At 64.4% G+C, this 25,827-nt stretch carries 19 protein-coding genes; 14 read left to right on the top strand and 5 right to left on the bottom strand.

What is annotated here, in order from left to right; all coding sequences use genetic code 11:
* Positions 1-79: 79 nt before the first annotated feature.
* The gene (locus BN3266_RS11915) at positions 80-724 is read right to left on the bottom strand and encodes a helix-turn-helix transcriptional regulator (protein ID WP_242861773.1); all 645 of its coding nucleotides are present in this window, start codon (positions 722-724) and stop codon (positions 80-82) included.
* 329 nt (positions 725-1,053) lie between these two features.
* Here BN3266_RS11915 and BN3266_RS11910 point away from each other — a divergent pair, with 329 nt between their 5' ends.
* From BN3266_RS11910 to BN3266_RS11850, 13 genes are all read left to right on the top strand, one after another.
* Positions 1,054-2,592 carry a DUF3794 and LysM peptidoglycan-binding domain-containing protein gene (locus BN3266_RS11910; RefSeq protein ID WP_059005296.1) on the top strand — a complete coding sequence of 513 codons (1,539 nt, stop codon included), beginning with the start codon at positions 1,054-1,056 and terminating at the stop codon, positions 2,590-2,592.
* An 18-nt stretch (positions 2,593-2,610) separates the two neighbouring features.
* On the top strand, positions 2,611-4,083 hold the full coding sequence (spoIVA, locus tag BN3266_RS11905) for a stage IV sporulation protein A (RefSeq protein WP_021659300.1): 1,473 nt from the start codon (positions 2,611-2,613) through the stop codon (positions 4,081-4,083).
* Between the two features lie 221 nt (positions 4,084-4,304).
* Positions 4,305-6,128, top strand: coding sequence for a cache domain-containing sensor histidine kinase (locus BN3266_RS11900; protein ID WP_059005295.1), 1,824 nt, complete (start codon positions 4,305-4,307; stop codon positions 6,126-6,128).
* A complete protein-coding gene (locus BN3266_RS11895) occupies positions 6,125-7,552 on the top strand; it encodes a helix-turn-helix domain-containing protein (protein WP_059005294.1) in 1,428 nt (475 codons plus the stop codon). Before BN3266_RS11900 ends, BN3266_RS11895 begins: the two co-directional genes overlap by 4 nt.
* Before the next feature lie 182 nt (positions 7,553-7,734).
* The gene (locus BN3266_RS11890; RefSeq protein WP_059005293.1) at positions 7,735-8,835 is read left to right on the top strand and encodes a BMP family ABC transporter substrate-binding protein; all 1,101 of its coding nucleotides are present in this window, start codon (positions 7,735-7,737) and stop codon (positions 8,833-8,835) included.
* A 90-nt stretch (positions 8,836-8,925) separates the two neighbouring features.
* Entirely contained in the window at positions 8,926-10,470 is a 1,545-nt protein-coding gene (locus BN3266_RS11885; protein ID WP_242861772.1) for an ABC transporter ATP-binding protein, read from the top strand.
* Entirely contained in the window at positions 10,454-11,554 is a 1,101-nt protein-coding gene (locus tag BN3266_RS11880; RefSeq protein ID WP_075109754.1) for an ABC transporter permease, read from the top strand. The genes BN3266_RS11885 and BN3266_RS11880 overlap by 17 nt, the downstream gene beginning before the upstream one ends.
* Positions 11,555-11,556: 2 nt before the next feature.
* Entirely contained in the window at positions 11,557-12,474 is a 918-nt protein-coding gene (locus BN3266_RS11875; RefSeq protein WP_021658361.1) for an ABC transporter permease, read from the top strand.
* A 40-nt stretch (positions 12,475-12,514) separates the two neighbouring features.
* Positions 12,515-14,752, top strand: a complete 2,238-nt coding sequence (locus BN3266_RS11870; RefSeq protein ID WP_059005292.1) for a CehA/McbA family metallohydrolase — start codon at positions 12,515-12,517, stop codon at positions 14,750-14,752.
* A gap of 418 nt (positions 14,753-15,170) precedes the next feature.
* Positions 15,171-15,728: a TetR/AcrR family transcriptional regulator gene (locus BN3266_RS14475; RefSeq protein ID WP_059005291.1), complete on the top strand. Its 558-nt coding sequence runs from the start codon at positions 15,171-15,173 to the stop codon at positions 15,726-15,728.
* 67 nt (positions 15,729-15,795) lie between these two features.
* Positions 15,796-18,747, top strand: a complete 2,952-nt coding sequence (locus tag BN3266_RS11860) for an acyl-CoA dehydratase activase (RefSeq protein ID WP_059005290.1) — start codon at positions 15,796-15,798, stop codon at positions 18,745-18,747.
* Positions 18,734-20,053, top strand: a complete 1,320-nt coding sequence (locus tag BN3266_RS11855) for a 2-hydroxyacyl-CoA dehydratase (RefSeq protein WP_059005289.1) — start codon at positions 18,734-18,736, stop codon at positions 20,051-20,053. The genes BN3266_RS11860 and BN3266_RS11855 overlap by 14 nt, the downstream gene beginning before the upstream one ends.
* Before the next feature lie 37 nt (positions 20,054-20,090).
* Positions 20,091-21,011 carry a putative ABC transporter permease gene (locus BN3266_RS11850; protein ID WP_154669081.1) on the top strand — a complete coding sequence of 307 codons (921 nt, stop codon included), beginning with the start codon at positions 20,091-20,093 and terminating at the stop codon, positions 21,009-21,011.
* A gap of 62 nt (positions 21,012-21,073) precedes the next feature.
* Here the strand turns inward: BN3266_RS11850 and BN3266_RS11845 are convergent, their stop codons facing one another.
* From BN3266_RS11845 to BN3266_RS11830, 4 genes are all read right to left on the bottom strand, one after another.
* A complete protein-coding gene (locus BN3266_RS11845) occupies positions 21,074-22,459 on the bottom strand; it encodes a hypothetical protein (RefSeq protein ID WP_059005287.1) in 1,386 nt (461 codons plus the stop codon).
* On the bottom strand, positions 22,452-22,976 hold the full coding sequence (locus BN3266_RS11840) for an RNA polymerase sigma factor (protein WP_059005286.1): 525 nt from the start codon (positions 22,974-22,976) through the stop codon (positions 22,452-22,454). Before BN3266_RS11840 ends, BN3266_RS11845 begins: the two co-directional genes overlap by 8 nt.
* 411 nt (positions 22,977-23,387) lie before the next feature.
* On the bottom strand, positions 23,388-24,035 hold the full coding sequence (locus BN3266_RS11835) for a hypothetical protein (protein ID WP_059005285.1): 648 nt from the start codon (positions 24,033-24,035) through the stop codon (positions 23,388-23,390).
* 32 nt (positions 24,036-24,067) lie between these two features.
* A complete protein-coding gene (locus BN3266_RS11830; RefSeq protein WP_154669080.1) occupies positions 24,068-24,742 on the bottom strand; it encodes a hypothetical protein in 675 nt (224 codons plus the stop codon).
* Between the two features lie 250 nt (positions 24,743-24,992).
* On the opposite strand from BN3266_RS11830, the gene BN3266_RS11825 reads away from it, so the two are divergent.
* Positions 24,993-25,766 carry a type III pantothenate kinase gene (locus BN3266_RS11825; protein ID WP_021658371.1) on the top strand — a complete coding sequence of 258 codons (774 nt, stop codon included), beginning with the start codon at positions 24,993-24,995 and terminating at the stop codon, positions 25,764-25,766.
* Positions 25,767-25,827 lie beyond the last annotated feature (61 nt).

Here is a 25,827-nt window from a genome sequence, read left to right as displayed (position 1 = left end):
AAAAAGAAAAAGAGCATCTCATCCGGCGCGAACCGGGGGAGATGCTCTTTTCTCTTTTGGGGCCGATCAGCCGCGGCGACTACTCCCGCGCCACATAGATGTCCATGTACTCCACCCCGTCGGCGGTGTATACCCGCTCAAAACAGGAGAGTACGGCTTTGTCATACCTCGCTTTGATTCCGTTGGCCTTCATGTAGGTGAGCAGGACCTTAAACGCGTTGGGAATCAGGTGGAAGGGAGACGTAAACGGCTGCCTGATGGTGAGCGCGACATACTGCTGCCTCGGCTGCGAGACAATTTCCATCCCCTCCTCACAGAGCTCGATCCCGTCCTCCAAAATGAGCGCCGCGGCGTAGCCGTGCATGTGAAACAGGTTGATCTGTTCCTGCGACACAGTGGGGAAATCCCAGCCGATGATTCGGGGCGCCTCTATCTTTATCTCCTCCGCCCAGCGGGTCACATGGCCGATGGCGTCCCCCTCCGGGTCGGCGCTGACAACCGCGTATTGAAGATACCGAAACGACTCCACCCACTCGCAGCGGATGTCTGAATAGGACTCGTCGATCACCCCCATGTCCTCCCGGATCAGCTGGTCCATCGAGCAGGAAAACAGGGTGCACAGCTCAATCACCTTTTCGATCTCGGGATAGGCAGCGTTCAGCTCCCATTTGGAGACAGTCTGTCTGCTGACCCCGATTTTTTCCGCCAGTTCCTCCTGTGTCATCCCGCTTCTGATCTTCCTCAAAAGCTGCAAATTCTGGCCAAAATGCATCTCCCTTTCCTCCTTCTCTCTTTGGTGCGCCCAGTATACCACACCGCGCGGGAGGGCTTCCACAAACGCCAGGTTTCGTTTTGGGGGGAGAGGGCAACTCCCGGTTGCCCGACAGGGGGAGCCCTCCTCTGCGCGCTTTGATCTGGGCATAGGGGATGGGCCGGCCCGCCCTTTTCCTGCCCCCCGCAAAAAAAGCCGCCCCGCCCCGGCCGCGCTGGCATATCCGGCCAAGCCGCCCAATAGAATGGAAGTAAAGCATTGACTTTAGGAGGTTTTTCGCTATGGAGCTCAAAAAGGCCACCCGTTCCTACCAGCTCAGCCAAGTGATATTGGATAAAACATTTGAACAGACCGTGGAGAGCGAGTTCATCCTGCCCGACTATCTGGCCGAAATTGTCCGGATCGTCAAGTGCATGGGCACCCCCCACATCGTCTCCAAGCAGAGGGCGGACCAGAAGATCATCCTCGACGGCTACGTCCACTTCCACCTGCTCTACACCTCGGAGGACGGCGCCAAGCTCTACAGCTTCGAGCAGTCCATCCCCTTCACCAAACAGATCGACGCCAAGGTGGCGGTGGAGGACGCGCTGGTGGAGACCGCCGTCAAGGGCGAGTACATCAACTGCCGGGCCACCAACCCCCGCGCCATCTCGGTGCGCAGCTCGGTCTCCATCCGCGTCAAGGCGGTGGGGAAGGCCGAGCAGACCGTCCTCTCGGACGTCAGCGGCATGGGGGTGCAGATGAAGAAGGAGCGCTTCTCCGCCACCGTCCCCGCCGCCTCGGGGCAGAAGGCCTTCAGCCTGGAGGACGAGACCGACCTGGCCCTCTCCAGCCCGCCGGAGGCGGTGTTGGGGGTGGACAGCTACCTCTCCATCGACGACTACAAGGTCATCACCGGCAAGGTCATCCTCAAGGGCGAGTGCCGCAACCACGTCAGCTACCTGCTGCAGAACAACCAGGTGGAGAGCGCCGACTACACCATCCCCGTCAGCCAGATCGTGGACATCGAGAACTGCAGCGCCGACATGGCCTTCTCGGTGCGGGCGGCGGTGCTGGACTGCAAGGCGGAGCTCAAACAGAACATCGAGGGGGAGAACACCGTCCTCTCCACCCAGATGGTCTGCGAGGCCTCGGTGGTCTGCTACCGGCAAGAGGAGATCGAGACCATCCGCGACCTCTTCTCCACCACCTTTGAGAGCGAGTACAAGACCCGGCCCTTCACCGCCAGTTCGGTGTCCATCCTCCCCAAGCAGGCCTTCACCGTCACCCGCCAGGTCAAGCTGGACGGCCCGGCCCTGACCACCGTCTACGACGTCTGGGGGGAGGTCAACCTCCTCACCCAGAAGATGGAGGAGGGGGTGCTGGTGGCCGCCGGCAACGTCAAGGCCACCGTCATTGGGGCCGACGGGGAGGGGACCCTCCACTTTTCTGAGAAGAACGTGGACTTCGAGACCCGCATCCCCGCCCCCGGGGACGGCCAGAACCAGACGGCCGACCTGACCATCAAGCTGACCGGCAGCAGCGCCTCCCTCGCCCCGGACGGCGGGGCCGAACTCCGCTTTGATTTAGAGGGGGAGGCGGTGCTCACCTCCACCTTTACCGGCAACGTGGTGGAGGACCTGTCGGTGGACGAGGAGTCGCCCAAGGAGACCGACAAGAACATCGCCCTCACCATCTACTACTGCGACAGGGGAGAGGACGTCTGGCAGATTGCCAAGCGCTACAACACCTCGGTGGAGGGAATCGTGCAGGAAAACAGCCTGGAGGGAGACACCGTGCCCGAAAAGCGGACGCTGCTCATCCCGATCGTGTCCGAATAGGAAAGTGGGGGTAAAAAAATGAACGACATCTATCAAGACATCGCCCGCCGCACAGGGGGTTGCATCTATGTGGGGGTGGTGGGCCCGGTGCGCACCGGCAAATCCACCTTCATCAAGCGGATGATGGAGACCATGGTCATCCCCAACATCGGCGACGACGCCATCCGCCAGCGGGCGGTGGACGAACTGCCCCAGTCGGCGGCCGGCAAGATGATCATGACCACCGAGCCCAAGTTCATCCCCGAGGAGCCGGTGGAGGTGCTGCTGGACGGCGGCTCCCACTTCAAGGTGCGGATGGTGGACAGCGTGGGCTTTGTGGTGCAGTCGAGCATCGGCTACACCGACGGCGAGGGTTCCCGGCTGGTGGACTCCCCCTGGTCGGACACCCCCATGCCCTTTGAGAAGGCCGCTGAGATCGGCACCGAAAAGGTCATTCAGGAGCACGCCACCGTGGGGGTGGTGGTGACCACCGACGGCTCCATCTGCGAGATCCCCCGCGAGGATTACGCCGAGGCCGAGACCCGGGTCATCAAGGAGCTCAAGGAGCTGGGCAAACCCTTTGTGGTCATCCTCAACTCGGCCCACCCGGGGGACGAGCGCACCCTCCACCTGCGCGACTACCTGCAGGAGCGCCACCAGGTGCCGGTGCTCCCCCTCAACTGCCTGGAGCTGTCGGCCGCCGACATCACCGGCGTCCTCAAGGGGCTGCTGCACGAGTTCCCGGTCAAGGAGATCTCCATCCAGATGCCCCGCTGGATCAACACCTTGGAGAAGGACCACTGGCTCAAGTCGGCGGTCTTCGGCAAGATCACCGAGCTCTTCGGCGAGGTGGACCGCATCTCTCAAATCGACGAGACGGCCCAAAAGCTCTACGACTGCCCCCAGATCTCCAACGTCAACGTCAAGTCCATCGACCTGGGCACCGGCGCGGCCAGCCTGAATATCGGCCTGGAGAGCGATCTCTTTTACAAGATCATCGCCGAGAACACCGGGCTGGACCTAAACGACGAGTCCGATTTGATGCCCTGCATCGTCTCCCTGGCCAAGGCCAAGGCCGAGTACGACAAGATCAAGGACGCCATGGCCGAGGTGGAGGCCACCGGCTACGGCATCGTCATGCCCACCATCGACGAGCTCTCGCTGGAGGAGCCGGAGATCGTCAAGCAGGGCGGGCGCTACGGGGTCCGGCTCAAGGCGTCGGCCCCCTCCATCCACATGATGAAGGCCAACATCACCACCGAGGTCTCGCCCATCGTCGGCAGCGAGAAGCAGTCGGAGGAGCTGGTGATGTACCTGCTCAAGGAGTTCGAGGAGAGCCCGGGCAAGATCTGGGAGTCGAACATCTTCGGCAAGAGCCTGCACGACCTGGTCAACGAGGGGCTGCACAACAAGCTCTACCGGATGCCCATGGACGCCCGCACCAAAATCCAGGAGACGGTGGAGCGGGTCATCAACGAGGGCTGCTCGGGGCTCATCTGCATCATCATCTAGAGGGCCCCAGGGACGTGAAAAACGGGTGGCCGTGAGGGCGCCGGGCGCGGGTAGACCGCCCCGGCGCCCTCTCTTTTTGCCCGGCCGCCGGCGCAGGGGGGAGGGGACGTCTTTTCTCTGCCCCCGCAAAAGAAATGGATTTTGACCAAAGAGCTCGATTGACAACCCCACCGCCGGGACAGTATGATAAAGTTGTAGTTTTTTGTCGGGGGGTGTCGAGTTTGGCGAGGAAGTACAACAGGCAGGGGCTGAGTATCAAGTACAAGGTCTTTCTGCTGGTGTTCTGTCTGCCGGTCTCGGTGGTGGCGCTGGCGGTCTGGGCCCTTTTTGGCAACGCCCAGCAGGCATTGGAGCAAAACCTCTTTGAGATGCAGCGGGCCGCCTCCTCCCAACTGGCCCAGGCGGTGGCCAGTTACAGCCTCTCCACCGACCGGCTCCTTCACGGCTTGGCCGAGGACAGCGCCATCATCGCCGCCCTGGAGACCCCGGCGGAGCAGGTGGACGAAACCAGCCAGCGGGAGGCTCGCATCAAGTTGCTGGACCGCTGGAGCGCCCAGTCCACCGGCACGGCCGCCGCCGATCCCTACTCCTCCCTCACCTATACCTCGGGGGGCTACGGTTACGCCATCAACGCCTATGTGGTGGGCTTTAACGGCATGTCCCTGAACACCCTCGCCTCCGACCGCTATTCGCAGCAAGACCTGAAGGGGCAGAGCTGGTACCGGCAGGTGCTGGAGGCCGACGGCGCCATTGTCACCAGCAGCACCTACCGGGACGAACAGGGCAGTGGGGTCTTTCGCTACTACATCATCAAGGCGCGGCTGGTCAAGGACCACATCACCGGCAAGCCGGTGGGGATCACTTTTTTTAAGATCAGCGAGGCCAAGTACGCAGAGTCCATGGGCTCGGCCCGCAGTCAGCACCGGCAGGCCTATCTGGTGGACAAGAGTGATGCCGTCCTCTCCAGCTGGTACAAGCCCGATATCGGCCAGCCCATCCAGCAGGTGGGGGACTGGCGGAGTGAACTCTCCAAGGAGGGGGGGTACAGCGTGGCCACCGCCTCCTCGGGAGAGCAGGTGATGGTGGTGCGCACCCCGGTGGAGGGCACCGACTTTACCTTTGTCGAGCTGACCCCCCTCTCGGAACTGGTGCAGCCGGTGCGCGCCCTCCGCTTTTACGCCATCTTGCTGCTGGGGGCCATCGTCCTGCTGGTGGCCCTGGCCGATCTTATCTTTACCCACTGGATGACCGGCCCCATCCTCGCCCTGGAGGGGGCGATGGATCGCTTCTCCCGGGGAGAGCTGGCGGTGCGCACCCCGGTGGAGCGGGGGGATGAACTGGGGCGGCTGGCCTCCTCCTTTAACAACATGGCCGCCAAGACCCAGTCCCTGATCCGGTCCATCAAGGAGGGGGAGCGGCTCAAGCGCAAGGCCGAACTGGACTTTTTGCAGGCCCAGATCAACCCCCACTTCATCTACAACACCCTCTCCTCGGTCCGCTTTATGGTGGCCATGGGCAGAAACGACGAGGCCGAGGAGATGCTCATCCGCTTTGTAAAGATGATGCGCTACATCACCGACAAGACCGACAAGCAAGTCACCCTGGCGGAGGAGGTGGAGCAGATCCAAAACTACGCCGAGATCCTCCGCTACCGCTATCCGGACAGCTTCTCCATCGCCTACGACATCGACCCGGCGGCGGGGGCGCGGCAGATCCCCTCCTTTATCCTCCAGCCCACCATCGAAAACGCCGTCTACCACAACCTGCAGACCGGCGGCCCGCCCTGCAAGATCCGGGTGCGGGCCCGCTACCGGGCAGGGGTGCTCCGCATCACCGTCACCGACAACGGCCAGGGCATCGACAAGGAGCGGCTGCAGCGCATCAAGAGCTTCTCCATCAAGATGGACGACAGCGTGGGCATCGCCAACATCCACAGCCGGCTGGAACTGGTCTACGGCAGCGGCAGCTATTTGAAAGTCCGCTCCCAAAAGGGGCTGGGGACCAGCGTGCTCTATCACATCGAAGAGGGGGAGGGACCCGCGTGAAGATTTTGATTGCCGACGACGAGGCGCCCATCCGCGACTGGTTTGCCTACGTGCTCACCCAGAAGATCCCCGGACTGAAGGCCCAGGTCGAGACCGCCGCCGGCGGGCTGGAAGCCCTGGAGAAGATGGAAAAGGACCCGCCCGACGTGGTCTTTGCCGACATCAAGATGCCCGGACTCGACGGCATCGGCCTCATCGAGCAGGCCAAGGAGCGGTTCCCCCGCACCGTCTTTGTCATCCTCACCAACCACGCCGAGTTCACCTTCGCCCAGCGGGCGGTGGGGCTGGGGGTCTACGACTACCTGCTCAAGAGTGAGATCACCGCCGAGAAGGTGGCCCAGACCCTGGCGGACATCCAGAAGGGGTTCTTCACCGCCGCCCCCCAGCCCGCCGGGGCGGGGGAGGTCGAGCGCATCGAGGAGCCGGAGGGGGTGGATTGGCCCGCCCTGGCACGCCGCCTGGGGGCGGACGGGCCCGGGCGCTACCGGGCGGTGGCGGTGCGGGGGGCGGACCGGGGGGCGGTGCTGCAGCGGCAACTCCCCGACACCCCCCTGACCCCCGTCCTCTGGGGCGACTGCTGGGAGGCCCTCCTCCCCGCGGGGGCGGCCGGGTTTCCCGGGTGGGAGCCCCCCTTTGCCGTCGGGCTCTCGGCCCCCCACGCCGGGGCGGAGGGATTGCAGGCCGCCCTGCAGGAGGCCGTCCTGGCCCTGGAGACGGCCTTTCTCAGCGGCCGCCCCGGCCTCTACCGCTTCGGCGACGCCCAGGAGCCGCCCCAATTGGACAGCGCCCTGCACGCCCTGCGCAAGCGCCTCTCCACCGAGATCGCCTACGGGGGCGTCCCCACCGTCCGGGGCGACCTGTCCCAGTTCCTCACCCGCTGCGCCCAGGCCGGTCCCACCCGGGTGGACTGGGTGCGCAAAAACTGCCACCGGCTGCTGGCGCAGATGGAGGACCGCTACCTGCAGGAGCTGCGGGAGATCGAGCCTGACGCCCGCCGGGTGGGCAAGCCGGTGCGCTCGCTGGAGGACTTTCGCGCCCAGATGGAGGAGATGCTCGCCGCCGTGGAGGAGCGGCAGGGGGAGCGGGACGCCCCCGCCATCGACACCGCCGTGCGCTACATCGAGCGCCACTACGGCGACAGCGCCCTCTCCCTGACCAAGCTGGCCGGCAGCGTCCACCTCTCGCCCGAGTACTTCTGCCGCCTCTTCAAGCAAAAGACGGGGGTCAGTTACGGCACCTATCTCACCACCTACCGCCTCACCCGGGCCAGGGAACTCATCTGCACCACCGACTTGAAGATGGCCGAGGTGGCCCGGCAGGTGGGGTATGAAAACGCCAGCTACTTCTCCCGCCTCTACAAAAAGCACATGGGCCTCTCCCCGGAGCAGGAGCGGCGGGCCGCCCCGCCGGCAGGTCAAAATTAAAACAGAATGTCAAAATCGTACAAGCTGACAGATTCTTCCCTTTGAGAATCTGTCAATTTTTTATGCTTTGGTGGCAAAATCCTCCATCGACAGGGGAAGCGACAAAATCCTACAATAGAGACAGGCAAAAAACGGCGGGGGACAGAGCACCCCCAAAAACCAAACAAAAGGAGCGAGAAGGAATGAAACGAGAAGGCAAAAAGCGGCTGTTGGCCCTCCTGCTGGCCGGCGCCATGACCCTCTCCCTCACCGCCTGCGGCGGGGGAGATGACAAGGGAGACAGCAGCAGCGGCAGCGACAAGCCCGGCAAGAACATCAAGGTCGGGCTGGTCATCGGCCCCAACGGCCTGGGCGACAAGAACATGAACGACATGTCCTATGAAGGGCTGGTCAAGGCCCAGGAGGAGCTGGGGATCACCCTGGACTACGCCTCCCCCGCCTCCAAGAGCGACTACGACCAGGTGCAGCGGATGTACGCCGAGAGCGGCGAGTACGACCTGATCTTCCTGGCCGGTGTCGACCAGAAAGACGGCATCACCAAGGTCGCGGCCGAGTTCCCCGACCAGAAGTTCAGATGGCTCGACGGCAATGTGGAGTTGCCCAACGTCAACTCCATCGCCACCATCTGGCCCCAGCAGACCTTCCTCTGCGGCTGCCTGGCGGGGCTTGCCACCAACAGCGACATGCCCCTGGCCAACAAGGACAAGAGCGTGGTCGGCTGCCTGCTGGGCTCCGAGCAGCCCGCCCTGGTAGAGGGCACCGTGGGCTTTGAGGCGGGGGTCCGCTACACCAACCCCAACGCCACCGTCCTGCAGGCCACCATCGGCTCCTTCACCGACCCCGGCAAGGCCAAGGAGATGGCCCTGACCATGTACGACAAGGGCGCCGACTTCATCCAGCACATCGCCGGCGGCTCCGGCCTGGGCGTCTTCAACGCCGCGGTCGAGGCCAACCGCTACGCCTTCGGCGTGGGCTCCAACCAAAATGATGTCGAGCCCGACCACATCGTCGCCACCTCCCTCAAGGACGTGCGCAACATCTCCTACAACGAAGTGAAAAAGCTCATCGACGGCACCTGGGAGCCGGGCATCCACGAGATCGGCATCATCGGCGGCGGCACCGGCTACACCACCGAGGGCTCCAACGTCAAGGTCCCCCAGGAGATCATCGACCAGGTCGACGCCATCAAAAAGCAGATGGAAGAGGGGAAACTGGTCCCTCCGGGCCAGAAGTCCGAGCTGGAAAACTGGCTGAAGCAGAACGTCTATCAGCCCGCCAAGTGAGAATTTGACACCTGATTGAGCAGACGGGGCTGCGGCGGCGCGAGTACCGCGCGGCCCCGATCTGTGTGAGAGAGAGGGAGTGAGCGAGGGTTGTGCCAGTACGACATTGAAATGACCCACATCACCAAACAGTACCCCCTGGTGCTCGCCGTCGACGACGTGAGCTTCCGGGTCCGCCGGGGCGAGGTCCACGCCCTGGTGGGAGAAAACGGGGCGGGCAAGACCACCCTGATGAAGATCCTTTACGGCATGACCTCCAAAAACGGGGGGGAGATCGCCATCGGCGGCAAGCCGGTCAACTTCAAAAAGCCGGGCGACGCCATCGCCGCCGGCATCGGCATGGTCCACCAGCACTTTCAGCTGACCCCGGTGCTCACGGTGGCCGAAAACGTGGTGGTGGGGGAGGAGCGCCAGTCCTGGTGGAACTTCAACCGCAAAAAGGCCATCGCCGCGGTCAACGAGATCATCCGTGAATACGGCTTCAAGATCGACGCCGGAAAGCGGGTGGGGGACCTTTCGGTGGGGGAGCAGCAGCGGGTGGAGATCATCAAGGCCCTCTACCGGGGGGCGCAGATCCTCATCCTCGACGAGCCCACCGCCGTCCTCACCCCGCAGGAGGTGGACGAGCTCTTCAAGGTCATCGACCGGATGCGCTCGCTGGGCAAGACGGTCATCATCATCACCCACAAGCTCAAAGAGGCCATCGCCATCTCCGACGCCGCGTCGGTGATGCGCGACGGGAAGATGGTCAAGGCCGACGTCCCCATTGTCGAGTGCTCCACCGACCTGCTGGCCAAGTGGATGGTGGGGCGGGACATCGAACTGGACAGCACCCGCCGCGCCCAGCAGTTCGGCGAGACGGTGCTGGAGGTCAAAGACCTCTGCTGTTCCGACCGGCACGGCCCGGTGCTCAAGAACATCGACCTGCGCATCCGCGCCGGCGAGATTTTGGGCATCGCCGGGGTCGAGGGCAACGGCCAGACCGAGCTCATCGAGGCCCTCACCGGCCTGCGCACCCCCGAGAGCGGCCAGGTGCTGCTGCGGGGCGAACCCCTGACCGGCGGCCCCCTGCACTTTCTGCAAAAGGGAGTGGGCCACGTCCCCGAGGACCGGCTGGCCCGGGGCCTCATCAAGGACCTGAACATCCGCGAGAACCTGATTTTGGGCTACCAGTGGAGCGACCGCTTCGCCGGGCGCTTCTTCCTCAAGATGAACGACATCACCGAGTTCTCCCGCAAGGTCATCAAAGACTACCGCATCAAGGCCCCCAGCGAGAAGGCCCTCATCAGCGCCCTCTCCGGCGGCAACCAGCAAAAGGTCATCATCGGCCGGGTGTTTGAGGAAAACCCCCAGGTCATCATCGTCGCCCAGCCCACCCGCGGGGTGGACATCGGCGCCATGGAGTACATCCACGAGGTGCTTTTAAACCTGCGGGACGCGGGGGCGGCCATCCTCCTCATCTCGGCGGATCTGGACGAGGTGCGCCGCCTGTCGGACACCCTGGCCGTCCTCTACGAGGGGGAGATCGTCACCGAGACCCCGGCGGACACCCTCAGCGAACAGGAGATCGGCATGTACATGCTCAGCGGCAAAATGGACGGAGAGGAGGTGCTGGCAGATGGGAAAACCGCTTAACAAGTCAAAGTTGGCCCACTCGGCCAACACGGCCATCCAGTCGGTGGGGGCCCTGCTCATCGCCCTGATTTTGGGGGCGGTCATCCTGCTGCTCACCGGCGCCAACCCCCTGGGGGCCTACGGGGCCATCCTCAAGGGCTCGGTGGGGAGTATGTCGGCCTTTATCAACACCCTGATCCAGACCACCCCCCTGATGTTCACCGGCCTCTCCTACCTCTTTGCGGCAAAGGCGGGGTTGGTCAACCTGGGGATGGAGGGGCAGATGCTCTGTGGGGCCATGGGCGCGGCGGTGGCCGGCGCCTGGGACCTGGGGCTGCCCAAGTTCGTCCACCTCCCCCTGGCCATCCTGGTGGGGGTGCTCGCCGGCGGGCTCTACGGCCTGATCGCCGGGCTGCTGAAGGCCAAGTTCGGGGCCAACGAGTACATCGTCACCCTGATGCTCAACTACGTGGCCACCCTCCTCATGAGCTACCTTGCAAACGGCCCCCTGCGGCCCGAGGGCGAGATCAATGTGGCCACCGCCCCGGTGCTGGAGACCGCCCAGTTCACCAAGCTGGTGAAAAACCGGGGCCTGACGGCGGCCCTCTTCATCGCCGTCACCCTCTCGGTGCTGGTGCACTTCTTCCTCGACCGCACCAAGCCCGGCTATGAGATCCGGGCGGTGGGCCGGGGGCGGCTGGCCTCCGAGACGGCGGGGATCAACATCGCCCGCACCACCATGCTCACCATGTTCATCAGCGGCGGCCTGGCGGCCATGGCCGGGGTCAGCATGGTGCTGGGGGTCAACGGCCGCTACATCGAGGGCTTCTCCCCCGGATACGGCTTCAACGGCATCGCCGTCTCCTCCCTGGCCTCCGGCAACCCCCTGATGGTGGGGGTCTCGGCCCTCATCTTCGGCGCCCTGCGCGCCGGGGCCATGGTGCTGAACATGACCCAGCGCATCCGCCCCGAATTCGCGGACATGATCCAGGCGCTGGTGGTCATCTTCGTGGCCATGCCCGCCCTCTTCCAGGTCGTTAAGACCCGCGCCAAGAAACCGGAAACCGAGCCCGCCAAGACGGCAGAGAAAAAGGAGGCGAATTGACCATGGGATTTAGTGTAGTCTCTCTCATCGTCTCCACCCTGCGGATGTCCATCCCCCTGCTCATCGCCGGGATGGGCGCGGTCTACGCCTCCCGCAGCGGGATGATGGCCATGGGGGTGGAGAGCATGATGCTCTTCGGCGCCTTCGGCGGCGTCTTTACCTCCTACTTCACCGGCAATGTGCTGCTGGGCTTTCTCACCGGCATGGTCTGCGGCGCGGCCGTGGGACTCCTCTTCGGGCTGCTCACCGTCCGCTTCCGGCTCAACCAGGTCATCGCCGGGGTGGGGCTCAACCTCTTCATGGGGGCCATCACCACCGTGCTGATGGAGGTGGTCTGGAAATCCAGCGGCAACTCCCCCCAGGTGGCCAGCCTCACCCAGGCGGTGCGGGTGCCCCTCCTGGCGGACATCCCGGTGGTGGGGACCATCTTCTCCTCCCTCTCCATCAACTTCTACATCGCCCTGGTGCTGCTGGTCATCACCCAGTATGTGGTCTTTCACACCCCCTTCGGCCTGCGGCTGCGGATGGTGGGCGAAAACCCCACCGCCGCCAACACCCTGGGCATCCCGGTGCGGGGGTACAAGTACACCGCCATGCTCATCTGCGGCGGCTGCGCTGGGCTGGCGGGGGCCTACCTCTCGCTGGACCAGCTGAACATGTTCGTTCAGGAGATGACCGCCGGGCGGGGCTTCATCGTCCTGGTGATGATGGCCCTGGGCAAGTACACCCCGGTGGGCACCGTCCTCGCCGCCCTCCTCTTCGGCTTTGCCGACGCGCTGCAGATCAACCTGCAGCAGGCCTTCGACGTCCCCTCCCAACTGGTACAGATGATGCCCTATATCGTCACCATCCTGGTGCTGACCTTCGGCATCAAGCACGTCAAGGGCCCTGCCGGCACCGGCAAACTGCCTGAAGAATAGAGAACATCCACCCCACATTTGCAAAGGAGCGTGTTTTACAATGGCCTATCTCACCGATTTTATGGAGCGGATCACCGAACTGACCGACATCGAAACCACCAGCTGCCAGTACCCCGACCTGGCCGTCCTCCCCGACGGCCGCCTGGCCGCCTGCTGGCAGCGCTACCACAACAAGCACGACGACATCGTGGCCGCCTTCCTCTCCCGCAAGGGGGCGATCCTCTCCCAGGCGGTGGTCTCGGGGGAGGGGCAGGCCTTCCGCCCCCGGCTCTACGTCCTCAACGGGACGGTCTGGATCATCTGGTCCGAGTCCGCCGCCGGCAACTGGAAGCTGCTGGCCCGCGCCTTTGGCGAGGAGCTGGGGGAGCCCATCCTCCTCTCCCAGTCCAGCGGCGCCTTCTACCCCTCGGTCACCGACGACGGCCAAAACCTCTACGTGGCCTGGTGCGAGCAGCAGCACGGCGACAGCCACATCTGCTGCCTGCGCTTTGACGGCAGCGCCGCCGTCGAGACCTGGCGGGTCTCCTCCAGCGAGCAGGCCTACCGCCCGGCCGTGGCCTTTGGCGGCGACGGGGTGCTCTACCTGGCCTACGACGTCTTTGACGGCAGCCAGTACCTGCAGGTCGCCCGCGCCTATGCCGGCGGCGCCTGGGGGGAGGAGGCGGTGATCTCCAACGCCCCCGACTGGGCCTCCGACGCCACCGCCGTGTCCACCGACAGCGGGGCCACCGTGGTCTGGCACGGGGTCGGCCCCAAGGGGGAGACCAACTACTACACCTGTGACCTGACCCTGGCGGGCGGCAGGATCGCCGCCGACTGCCGGCAGCTCTCCCACATGCGGGTCTGGTTTGCCTCCGCCTCCCTCTGCCGCAACCGCAAGGGCACCCAGCTGCTGGCCCAGGCCCTGAGCATGCGCTGCTTCCTCATGCGCTGGCGGCAGGAGGACGGCAGCTGGTCGGTGCCGGTGGCCATGGTGCGGGACGAGGCCTCCAACTGCCCGATCCGCCCCCGCGCCTGCGTGGACGAGGAGGACAACATCTTCATCCTCTACCAGCACTCGGCGGGCAACGGCCACCAGGAGCGCTACTCCTCCATCAAGTTCCTCTCCACCACCCTGGCGGAGCTGCAGGGCCACGACGACAGCGACATCGAAAAGGTGATCGACAACTTCACCAAACCCATCCCCGGCGACAAGGCCCTCGACCGCATCGACGAGGGCGAGAAGCGCCGCTGGCTGGACGAGAACGGCTACCTGGGGCTGGACCTGAAGTTCGGCGACATCCACGGCCAGAGCGGGATGTCCGACGCCTCGGGCCAGATCGACCAGTACTACAACTACGCCAAGGCTGTGCCCAAGCTGGACTTCACCGCCCTCACCGACCACGATATGTTCCCCGACGTCATCACCGAGTCGGAGTGGGAGTACATGCGCACCTCGGCCAACGAGTTCAACAAGGACGGCGAGCTCACCACCCTGCTGGCCTACGAGTGGACCTCCAACGAACTGCACTACGACTTCGGCCACAAAAACGTCTACTACCGCACCGGCGAGGGGGAGCTCTTCCGCGCCTGTGACCCCGAGGGGATGACCCCCGACCGGCTCTTTGCCAGCATCAAAAAGTACGGGGCCCTCTGCATCCCCCACCACCCGGCCGCCATCTGGTCGGCCGTCAGCGCCGCCACCGACTGGGCCTTCCACGACCCCGAGGTGCAGCGGGCGGTGGAGATCTTTTCCCGCCACGCCCCCTTTGAAAAGGACGGCACCGAGTCCATCTACACCAAGAACAACCCCCGCCAGAAGGGCAAGTACGTGCAGGACGCCCTGGCCCGCGGCTACCGGCTGGGCTTCACCGCCGGCAGCGACTCCCACCAGCTCGAGCACGGGGTGGAGGGGGGCATCGTGGCCGCCTTCGTCCCCGGCCTCACCCGCGAGACCCTCTTTGACGCCATCTACAACCGCTTCACCTACGCCACCACCGGCGCGGGCATCCTCCTCTCCTGCAAGGTGAACGGCGCCCGCATGGGCAGCGAGATCACCGCCCTGCCCGGCGGCAAGGCCACCCTCGAGGTGGACGTGCTGGGCACCGGGGAGTTGGAGCGGGTCGAGGTGGTCAAGGACAACGGGGAGATCTACACCCCCGCCGTCTCGGGCAACCGCTGCCGCTTCACCTGGGCCGACGAGGACCTGACCGCCGGCGCCCACTTCTACTACCTGCGCGTCACCCAGAAAGACCAGCACCAGGCCTGGAGTTCCCCCATCTGGGTGGACGTCCAGTAAGCCCTTCCCCTTTTTCAGGCGGCCCCATCGCCACAGGGCCGCCGCCCCGCCCGGGAGCGGGGGACCCCCGCATGGCAGCCTCCTCTTTCCTGGGGAGCCGGCCGGCCCTGCAGCCCTTGCTGCGGGACCGGCCGGCTTTCTTTTTCGGCCCCTGTCTGGGAGGGATTTCCCCCCCTTTCAACATCTGGAAAGGGGGGCGTGGCAATTCTTACATCTTTCTGAAATCGGCCTTGAAAACTCGCCAAATTCCGCGTCGCTGTGGGGTGAGAAATTGGGGGGTACTGTCAAACTTCCGCCCGTTTCGACAAGAACGGTTGACCGCCGGTCAGCAAAGGTCTATGATTGATGGTGTTATACAAAGCAAACTCTGTAAATTGGGTCATCTATACAAAATTTTCGGACGGGGGGAGGGATGGCGATGACTGTGGCAGAGGTCCCGCGGGACCAAAAGCGCGCCCGCATCGAGGAGGCGGCCACCGCCCTTTTTCTGCAAAAGGGGGTGGCCCAGACCAGCGTCGGCGAGATCGCCCGGGCCGCCTGTGTGGCCAAGGGCACCTTTTACCTCTACTTCAAGGACAAGCAGGCCCTGGTGGACAAGGTGGTGGCCGAAAAGGGGGGCGAGACCCTCTGCCGGGCCATCGAGCGCACCCGCCGCGCCGGCTGTGCCGACCGCCCCGCCGCGGCCGCCCGCTTCTGCGAGTGCCTCATCGACTTTTACGCCGAAAATCCGCCGGTCCTCCGCTTTATTGCCAGGGGCGGGCAGGGGACCTGTCTGCTCCACGGGGAGCTGCTGGCCCCGCTGGAGGGGCTTTTGTCCCTGCCGGGGGAGAGCGAGGAACAGTCGCGCAACCGGCTCACGGTGATGCTGGACTTTTTGATCACCGCCTGTTACCGCTCCATCATCGAGGGGCAGCCGGCCTCCATCGAGGTCATCAAACCCCTTCTTTTGCAGACGGTGGCTGGCATATACAGATAGTGGGATTTTGCGCCCCGATGGGGCCGAACCGAGAAAATTGGGGAAAGGCAGAAAAAAGGAGAACGGGATGAGCTATCAACTGGGACTGGACGTGGGCTCCACCACCATCAAGGCGGTGGTCCTGGACGACCGAGACGAAATCGTATACAAGAGCTATGAGCGCCACCTCTCCCGGGTGCGGGAACTGGCGCTGCAAAAGATAGAGGAGCTGGGCGAACTGCTGCGGGGCCACCGGGTCAAGGTGGCGGTCACCGGTTCGGCCGGCCTGGGGGTCGCCAAGGAGAGCGGCCTCGACTTCGTGCAGGAGGTGTACGCCACCGCCGGCGCGGTCAAGCGCTTTGTCCCCCAGACCGATGTGGTCATCGAGCTGGGCGGGGAGGACGCGAAGATCATCTTTTTGAAGGGCGCTTTGGAGGAGCGGATGAACTCCACCTGTGCCGGGGGCACCGGCGCCTTCATCGACCAGATGGCCACCCTCCTGGATGTGGACCTGGCCACCCTCGACGAGCTGAGCCTGCGCCACAAAAAGATCTACCCCATCGCCTCCCGCTGCGGGGTGTTTGCCAAGACCGACATCCAGCCCCTCATCAACCAGGGGGCCGACAAGGAAAACATCGCCGCCAGCATCTTTCAGGCGGTGGTGGACCAGACCATCGCCGGGCTGGCCCAGGGCCGCGCCATCGAGGGAAATGTCCTCTTTTTGGGCGGGCCCCTCTCCTTCCTCAAGGGGCTGCAGGCCCGCTTCATCGAGACGTTGGAGCTGGACGAGCGCTCGGCCAACTTCCACCCCCTGGCCCCCTACTTCGTGGCCCTGGGGGCCGCCTGTTACGCCGGCGGCCTCAACGAGGAGCACGACTATGAGGAGCTGCTCGGCACCTTCCGCCACGTCCTCGAGATCCCCCACGCCCCCCAGGGGCTTGCCCCCCTCTTTCGCGACCGGGCGGAGTACGACCAGTTTTGCGCCCGCCACGCCCAGAACGACGTCCCCCAGCGCCCGCTGGCGGATTACAGCGGCCCGGCCTGGCTGGGGGTCGACGCCGGCAGCACCACCACCAAGATGGTGCTCATCGACGGGGCGTGCAACATCCTGTACAGCCACTACGTCAACAACCTGGGCAACCCCATCTCCGCCGTCAAGGAGCAGTTGGAGCAGATCAGGGCCCAGTCGGGCGAGCGGGTGAAGATCGTCGGCAGCGCTGTCACCGGCTACGGGGAGGACCTGATCAAAAGCGCCTTCCACCTGGACTTCGGCCTGGTGGAGACCATGGCCCACTTCACCGCGGCCAAGCACTTTCAGCCCCAGGTGGACTTCATCATCGACATCGGCGGGCAGGACATGAAGTGCTTTCAAATCAAGGACAACGCCATCGACAACATCGTCCTCAACGAGGCCTGCTCCTCGGGCTGCGGCTCCTTCATCGAGACCTTTGCCAAGTCCCTGGGCTACCCCATCGACGAGTTCGCCAAGCTGGGCCTCCTGGCCGAGCACCCGGTGGACCTGGGCACCCGCTGCACCGTGTTCATGAACTCCTCGGTCAAGCAGGCCCAGAAAAACGGGGCCACGGTGGGGGACATCTCCGCCGGGCTGGCCGTCAGCGTGGTGAAAAACGCCCTCTACAAGGTCATTCGCGCCCGCAGTGCCGACGATATCGGCAAGAACGTGGTGGTGCAGGGCGGCACCTTCCTCAACGACTCGGTGCTGCGCAGCTTTGAGATGGAGCTGGGCCGCCCGGTGGTGCGCCCGGCCATCGCCGGGCTGATGGGCGCCTTTGGCGCGGCCCTCTACGCCCGCTCCCTCCAGCCGGAGGGGGAGAGCCGGGTCCTCACCGCCGCCGAACTGGCGGCCTTCACCCACCAGTCCAAGGCGGTCAACTGCGGGCTCTGCACCAACCACTGCAACCTGACGGTCAACACCTTTGGCGACGGCTCCCGCCACATCGCCGGCAACCGCTGCGAGCGCCCGGTGACCGGCAAGGCCGGGGGCGGCGAGCTGCCCGACATGGTGGAGTGGAAGTACGAAAAGCTCACCCACCTGCCCAGCGAGCCGGGCCCCCGGGGGGACATCGGCCTGCCCTTGGCCCTGAACATGTACGAAAACCTGCCCTTCTGGCACGCCTTCTTCACCGAACTGGGCTTCCGGGTGGTGGTGTCGGGCCGCTCCAGCAAATCCGTCTACCTCAAGGGGCAGAACACCATCCCCTCCGACACCGTCTGCTACCCGGCCAAGCTGGTGCACGGACACATCAAGCTGCTGCTGGAGCAGGGGGTGCAGACCATCTTCTACCCCTGTTTGAGCTACAACTTCAACGAGGAGATCTCCGACAACTGCTACAACTGCCCGGTGGTGGCCTACTACCCCGAGGTGGTCAAGGGCAACATGGACCTGGGGGGCTGCCAGTTCATCTACCCCTACATCAGCCTCAACGACCGCAAGGTCTTTGAGAAGAAGATCACCAGCTACTTAAACGAGTACGGCTTTGCCCTGCGCCGGGGCGAGGTGTCCCGCGCCGCCGAGCGGGCCTACCAGGCCTACGCCGACTACCGCCGCGAGGTGAAGGAGGAGGGGGCGCGCGCCCTGGCCTACGCCAAGGAGCACGGCTGCAAGACGGTGATCCTGGCCGGGCGGCCCTACCACATCGACCCCGAAATAGGCCACGGCATCAACAAGCTGCTGCGCTCGCTGGGGTTTGTGGTGGTCACCGAGGACGGGGTCTCCTGGATGACAGGGTATGAAAAGCGCACCGTCCTCAACCAGTGGACCTACCACGCCAGAATGTACAACGCCGCCCGCTATGCGGGGCAGGCCGAGAACACCGAGCTCATCCAGTTGGTGAGTTTCGGCTGCGGCCTCGACGCCATCACCACCGACGAGATGCGCGACATCCTCCGCGGGTGCGGCAAGATATACACCCAAATCAAAATCGACGAAGTAGACAACCTGGGCGCCATCAAAATTCGCATTCGCAGCCTGTTGGCGGCCATGGAGGAAAGGGAGAGACAGCAACATGCCGCCAATTGAAAAACCCCCCGTCTTTACGCCGGAGATGCGCGAAAACTACACCATCCTCATCCCCGGCATGCTGCCCATCCACTTTCGGATGCTCGAAAAGATCCTCATCAGAAACGGCTACAAGGTGAAGATCCTCACCACCATCGGCCGCCAAATCGTGGATGAGGGGCTCAAAAACGTTCACAACGACACCTGTTACCCCGCGCTGCTGGTCATCGGCCAGTTGATTTCCGCCCTCAAGAGCGGCGCGTACGACCCCCACAAGACCGCCCTCCTCATCACCCAGACCGGGGGCGGGTGCCGGGCGTCCAACTACCTCTCGCTGCTGCGCAAGGCCCTGCGCCAGTCGGGTTACGGCTATGTGCCGGTGATCTCGCTGAACTTCTCCAACCTGGAAAAGCAGCCCGGTTTCACCTTCACCCCCGGCATGCTGGTGCAGGCCATGTACGCCATCATCTACGGCGACATGCTCATGTGGCTGAAAAACCAGTGCAAGCCCTACGAGATCATCAAGGGCAGCACCGACGCGGTGGTGGAGCGCTGGACCGACGCCCTCTGCGAGCAGTTTGAGTCAAAGGCCTTTTTGCAGGTGCAGAAAAACTACCGGGCCATCCTGGAGGACTTCTCTGCCATCCAGCGCCACCGGGAGAAGAAGATCAAGGTGGGGATCGTCGGCGAAATTTATATGAAGTACGCCCCCCTGGGCAACAACAACCTGGAGCAGTTTCTCATCGACGAGGGGGCCGAGCCGGTCCTCTCCGGGCTGCTGGACTTCTGCATGTACTGCATCCAAAACAACATCATCGACAACGACCTCTACGGCAAGGCCTTCAAGCACCGGGCGGTCAACGCCTTTTTGCTGCGCTACTTCCAGCGCTGGCAGAACAAGATGATCCGGGCCATCGCCAAACACGGCGAGTTCCGGGTCCCCACCAGCTTCAGCGAACTCAAACACCTGGTGGACGGGGTCATCGGCACCGGCGCCAAGATGGGGGAGGGGTGGCTGCTCACCAGCGAGATGGTGGAGCACATCCACAGCGGGGTGGACAACATCGTCTGCACCCAGCCCCTGTTCTGCCTGCCCAACCACATCGTCGCCAAGGGGATGATGCGCAAAATCAAGGACCGCTACCCCCAGGCCAACATCGTGGCGGTGGACTACGACCCCAGCGCCACCTCGGTCAACCAGGAAAACCGCCTCAAGCTGATGCTCTCCAACGCCCGGCTGGCCGAGGAGTTCGGCCTCTCGTCCGAGGGGGAGAAGGCCCCGGCCGCGCCGGAGGGGGAGACCCAGCGGGAGACAGTCACCCTTTAGCAGGGACCCAATCCAATAAAAAAGGCGGCGAGTGAAGATGGTCACCACCCTTTGCACCTGGTTTTTGTACCTGGTTTTTTACAGCTTTGTGGGCTGGCTCTGCGAGACGGTCTACTGCTCCATCGGCCAGCGCAAGCTGGCGGACAGGGGCTTTCTCAACGGGCCGGTCTGCCCCATCTACGGCTTTGGGGCCCTAGGCGTCGTGCTGCTGTTGCGGCCGGTGCAGCAGAGCCCGGCGGCGGTCTTTGTGCTGGGGATGGTGCTCACCAGCGCCCTGGAATACCTGACCAGCTACGCGATGGAGAAGCTCTTCTCCGCCAAGTGGTGGGACTACTCGGCGCGCCGATTCAACCTGAACGGCCGGGTCTGTCTGCGCAACTCCCTCCTCTTCGGGGTGATGGCGGTGGCCATGCTCTACCTGCTGCACCCGGCGGTGGAGCGGCTGTTTGACCGCATCCCCCCCTGGGCCAAGCTGACGGTCACCCTGGTGCTGCTGGCGGTCTTTGCCGCCGACCTGATCGTGTCGGTCCGCGCCGCCCTGGGCATCAACCGGCAGTTGCAGGCCCTCAACGCCCTGGCCGAGGAGATGAAGGCCCGGCTGGACGCCGCCGGCTGGTACAACGGCGAGGGGATCAAGGCCCGCCTCGACCGGCTGCTGGAGGAGGCCCACTCCGCCAAGGCCGACGACGCCCGCCTGCGGGTGAGGGAGCTGCTGCAAAAGTACAGGGAGGAGTCCCAGCGCCACCGCCTCTTTCAGCGGCGGCTGACCAAGGCCTTCCCCAACATGCGCTCCACCCGCTATGAGAGCCACCTGCAGCAGATCAAGGAGAGCCTGCGCGCCCACCGCTCGACCTGGGAGAGCTGGCTGGAAGGGCTGCAGCAGCGCACCGAAGAGGGGGCCCAGCGCCTCAAGGAGGACATTGAAAAGCGGGTCTCCGCCCACCGGGACGACGACTAGAGAGAGAAAAGAGGGCCCCCGGCCAATTTGGCCGGGGGCCCTCTCTTGTGTGCGGACAGGGGTCACTGGGGGGTGTAGGTCCCGCCGCCGGGGCTGCGGATGACGGCGCTGTTTAGATAGAGGAAGAGGCTGTCGCCGCACTCGTTTGCGTTGAAAGTGAGGTCGATGTGCCCCTTGCCCAGATGGGATTGGCTGTCATCGAAGAAGCAGGCGTAGTAGGGGGACCCGTCTTCTGGCAACTTGCCCTCCTCCCCCAGGTCAAAGGCGCAGAGGCTGCGGATGTCGCCGTAGGGGGTGTCGGTGGAGAGGGTCACCTGGATACGGCCCGTGTTGTTCTGCTGGATCTGCTCTACCGTCACCGGCACGCCACAGAGGTCAAAGGTCTTGTTCACCGTGGCCGCCTTTCCCTCGGCGGGGATCGCGATCTCCAGGCAGTCCTCTTTGGTGGGCAGCTCCTCGGGGGAGCGGGACGGCATTTCCCGGCCGACGTACAGGTCGAGGGCGTTGAAGGAGAATGTGTGGACGCGCGCCCCCTCGGCCAGCGGCTCTTCGGGCCGGTAGAGGAAGGCGCCGTCGTCCCCGATCAGGGGGCGGGCGTAGGCTGTGCTGTCCACCCGGTTGCCCTCGCTGTCCTCCACCGAGAACCAGGTGATGCCAAAGTTTACCGAGCAGGTTTCCGCTGACAGCCCCTTGACAGTCGGGATCAGGGCAATGGCGTCCCCCTTTTCGGTCAACTGCATCAGTTGGAAGGAGAGGTTGTCGCTCCCCTCGTAGGAGATCTCCTCGGCGCTCACGGCGACGGCGGGCTGCAGGGCGGTGCGCAACCGGCTGTCCCCGATTTGCAGGGCGATCTCGTCCGCCTCTCCCTCCACCTTGCAGGAGAAGGCAAAGGAGACGGTGAAGTTTGCCAGCGCGTCCTCCTCCCCGGACCGGTGGGGACTGGAGGCCCCCAGGTGTTCCGGCAGGTAGGTGAGGGGGTAAGTTGTTTCCCCGACTTGCAGGGTGGCCTTGAGGGTGGTCAGGTACTGGTTCCAGACCTCCTCCGCCCCCTCGCTGAGTTCGGCTTTTACCTCTCTGGACGGCAGGTGTTCCAGGGAGAGCCAGAGGGTGCCGTCCTCCTTCTGCACCGCCTGGAGCAGCCGGTAGGTGCCACCGCTGCCGTCGGGCGCCTCCACCGGGTCGACGCAGAGGCGGTAGCTGGCCGGCGGGGTCTCCATCACCCAGCTCTCGCCGGAGACAAAGTAGCGGTAGGCCCGCTGCGCAAAGGCCACCACGCTCTGGTAGTTGACGGCCCCCAACAGCAGCACAAAGGCAGCGGCAACGGCCGCGGCCCGGCGCCAGACCCGCCGCCGGGGCGGCTTTGCGTCAAACAGGCTGCCGCTGACGGCGAGGAGGGTCTCCTCGTCCAGCAGGTCGGCCAGCCGTCTGTCAAATCTCTCTTCATTCATGGGTGTGCTCCCCCTCTCGTTCCTCCAACAGTGGTTTCAATTTGTCCCGCAGCCGCGATACCCGGGTGGTGACGGCGTTCTGGCTGATGCCGAAGAAACGGGCCATCTCCCGGGTGGAGTAGCCGTAGACAAAGCGCATGGCAAAGAGCTGCTTCTCCGGCTCGCTCAGGGCCAGCACCGCCCCGTTCAGCCGCTCGCGCAGTTCCAGCGAGGCGGCCCAGTCGGGGGCGGATGGCCCCTCCGGTGCGGCCACCGGCACCTCGTCCCTGCGGGCGGCAAGGCGGCCCAGCGCTTGGCTGCGGGCGATGAGGGCCACATAGCTCTTCATGCTGCCCCGGCTGCTGTCGTACTTTTCGGGCGCGCGCAGGACCCGGGCCATGGCGTCGCTGGCCACCTCTTCGGCGTCCCTGGCGTCCTTTAGGATGCGCAGGGCCACCGTGTAGGCCAGGCGCTGGTACTGCCGGAAAAAGCGCTGGTGCTGCTGGGCCTGCTCGCACAGGGCTTGACTGGTATCCATCTCGCAGGGCCCTCCTTCTGTTTTTTTGTTTTAAAAAGGCCTTTTCACCCAATAGTACCGCCGGGAGAGGGGGATCGTTACGGCGGAGCTGTATTTTTTTGTAGAAAAGAGGGCGAGGGCAAGGGTAAGGGCGAGGGCAGGGACAAAACAGGGGCAAAAGAAAGGACAAGGACAAGGGCAAGGGCGAGGACGAGGGCAAGGGCGAGGACGAGGACAGAGGCAAAGCAGGGACAAAAGAAAGGGCGAGGGCAAGGGCAAGGATGAGGGCAGGGGCAAAACAGGGACAAAAGAAAGGACAAGGGCGAAGGCAAGGGAGAGGACAAAGGCAAGGGAGAGGACAAAGGCAAGGGGGAAGGGGGAAAAAGAGAGCGGGCGCTCTCGCTTGGAGCGCCCGCCCGTGCGGCGGAAAGACTAGAGACCCTGCACCCAGACCCGGTTGACCGTCCCGCCGGCGGCAAAGGAGAAGGTGTACATACACCCGCCGACGGTGTACTGGCTGGGGGATGGTCCCTCTCCGCTGGTCACGGAGCCGGCCTTCTCTTCCAGCAGGGACGCCACCTCCTCGGCATCCTGCCCGGTGAAGTCGACCCCGCCGATCGCCACCCGGGGCTTGGCGTTTTCCGGCGCCTCCACATCGGCGGGGCAGGGGCCGAAAAAGATCTCGAAGCTTTTGACCCGCGCCTCCAGGGTGGGCAGCACGCCGTTGCCGGTGTTGGCGCAGCCCAGCCGGGCCACCACCTGGCCGTCCCTGCCCAGGTAGACCGGCAGCAGGGCGCCGCCGGCATCTATCCGGTCCTCTTCGCTCAGGGGCTGGGTGAAGTCGGGGGAGAGGGAGAGGTCATACCCCTGCTCCCGCACCTCCAAGAGGATGGTGCGGCCCAGGTAGAAGTTCGCCTCCTCCACCCGCACCAGGGGGGTCTTGGTTTCCTTCACCCCCTCGTCCAGGTAGCCGGTGGCCTCCTTGCCGCAGCCGGTCAGGGCCATGGCAAGGACAAGGCACCCCGCGGCGAGCAGGGCCACCGCCCGCCGGGAGAGAGGGTGTGCAAACCGCTTTTTCATCCTGTCGTCCCTCCTTTTTGGTTGGGTTTGGTTCAGACAGCGCCCACTTCCACGATCGAGAGCAGGCCGGTGTCGCGGTCGTAACGGAAAAAGTAGCGGCAGCGGCCGACGGGGTAGCCGTTGCTGAGGACCTTGCCGGTGAGCAGATCGGTGTCCCCGCCGATGACGACGTCCCCACTGTCCTCATTGGCCTTGTCGGCCATGACGGCGTCCACCCCGTCCAGGGTCAGACCGGTGAAGTCGACCCCGCCGATTTCCACATGGGGCTGGACGTTCTCGGGCACCTCTTCGCTGTGGTGGGGGCCGTAGAAGACCGCGGCCGAGACCACCCGCGCCTCGAGCAGGGGGATCTCGCCGCTGCTGTCGGTGAGACAGGGGAGCTTGGCCACCACCTTGCCCCCCTTGCCCATGTAGACGTCGGGCACCGGGGCCCCTGCGTCCACCCGGTCGCCGGGCTCCAGGAGGGCGGCAAAGTCGGGGGAGGTGGAGAGGTCGTACCCCTGCTCCTGCACCTCCAGCAGGATGGTGCTCTTGAAGGCGATCTCCGCCCCGTCGATGCGCACCTGGGCGCTGCCGGCGTCCTTGGCGGTCTCGTCCAGTTTGCCGGTGACCTCCTTCTGGCCGCAGCCGGTCAGGGCCAGGGCCATCCAGGCCGCCAGGGCGGCGGCCAGCCCGTTCCTCCAAACGGTTTGGTGTCTGCGCGTCACCTCCATCACTCCTCTCGCAAAGGGGGCCAAAAGGCCGAGCCCTTCCTTTATCTTCATTATAGCACCACAAAAAGGGGGCAAAAGGTAACAAGTGGTTAAAAAATGGATACAATCCAGTTACAATCTGTACAGGACGACGGACGCGGCGGGGAAGGGAACGGCCCAGCCCCCTCTTTTTTCTTGACGGACAGCCGGTTTTGCCGTACACTAAAGGGGCTTTCAACACCGAAACAGCAGGGGGAATTGACGTATGCTCTTGGTCGTGGACATCGGCAACACCAACATGGAGTTTGGCATCTTCGAGGGGGAGAAGTTGGCGCACACCTTCCGCCTCTCCACCAACAAGGCCGTCACCTCCGACGAGCTGGGCCTCTTTGTGACCCAGTTTTTCTTCCTGCGGGGGCTCGACCGGCACCGGGTGGAGGACATCGTCATCAGCTCGGTGGTCCCCCAGCTCAACTACACCGTCATCAACTCCATCAAAAAGTACTTCGACAAGCCCCCCCTGCTGGTGGGGGAGAACCTGCCGGTGGAGATCGACAACCGCTACGGCAACCCCGGCGAGGTGGGGGCCGACCGGCTGGTGACTGCGGTGGCCGCCTACCACAAATACGGCGGCCCCCTCATCGTGGTGGATTTCGGCACTGCCACCACCTTCGACGTGGTCACTTCCGACGGGGCCTACCTGGGGGGGGCCATCTTCCCCGGGCTCAAGGTCTCGATGGACGCCCTGGTGGAGCGGGCGGCCAAGCTGCCCCGGGTGGAGATCGTCCCCCCCGAGCAGGCCATCGGCACCTCCACCGTCGCCAGCATGCAGAGCGGCATCATCTACGGCTATGCCGGCGCGGTGGACAACATCGTTCAAAAGCTGGAGGAACAGCTGGGGCAGAAGGCCCGGGTGGTGGCCACCGGCGGGCTGGCCAAAACGGTGAGCCAGGCCTACCGGGGGTTCACCGCCATCGACAAGACCCTGATCCTCGACGGCATCAAGGTCCTCTACGACCGCCGGAAGGCGGGGGCGTAGAAGGCCCTGCCTGCCGAGCAAAAAGGCGCTGCGGAGATTTGTCCGCAGCGCCTTTTTTGGT

The sequence above is a fragment of the Bittarella massiliensis (ex Durand et al. 2017) genome (genome assembly GCF_001486165.1).
GTDB classification, from domain to species: Bacteria; Bacillota; Clostridia; order Oscillospirales; family Ruminococcaceae; genus Bittarella; species Bittarella massiliensis.
The sequence above is the reverse complement of the archived record's forward strand: the minus strand, read 5'-3'. Positions and strand labels throughout refer to the sequence as shown.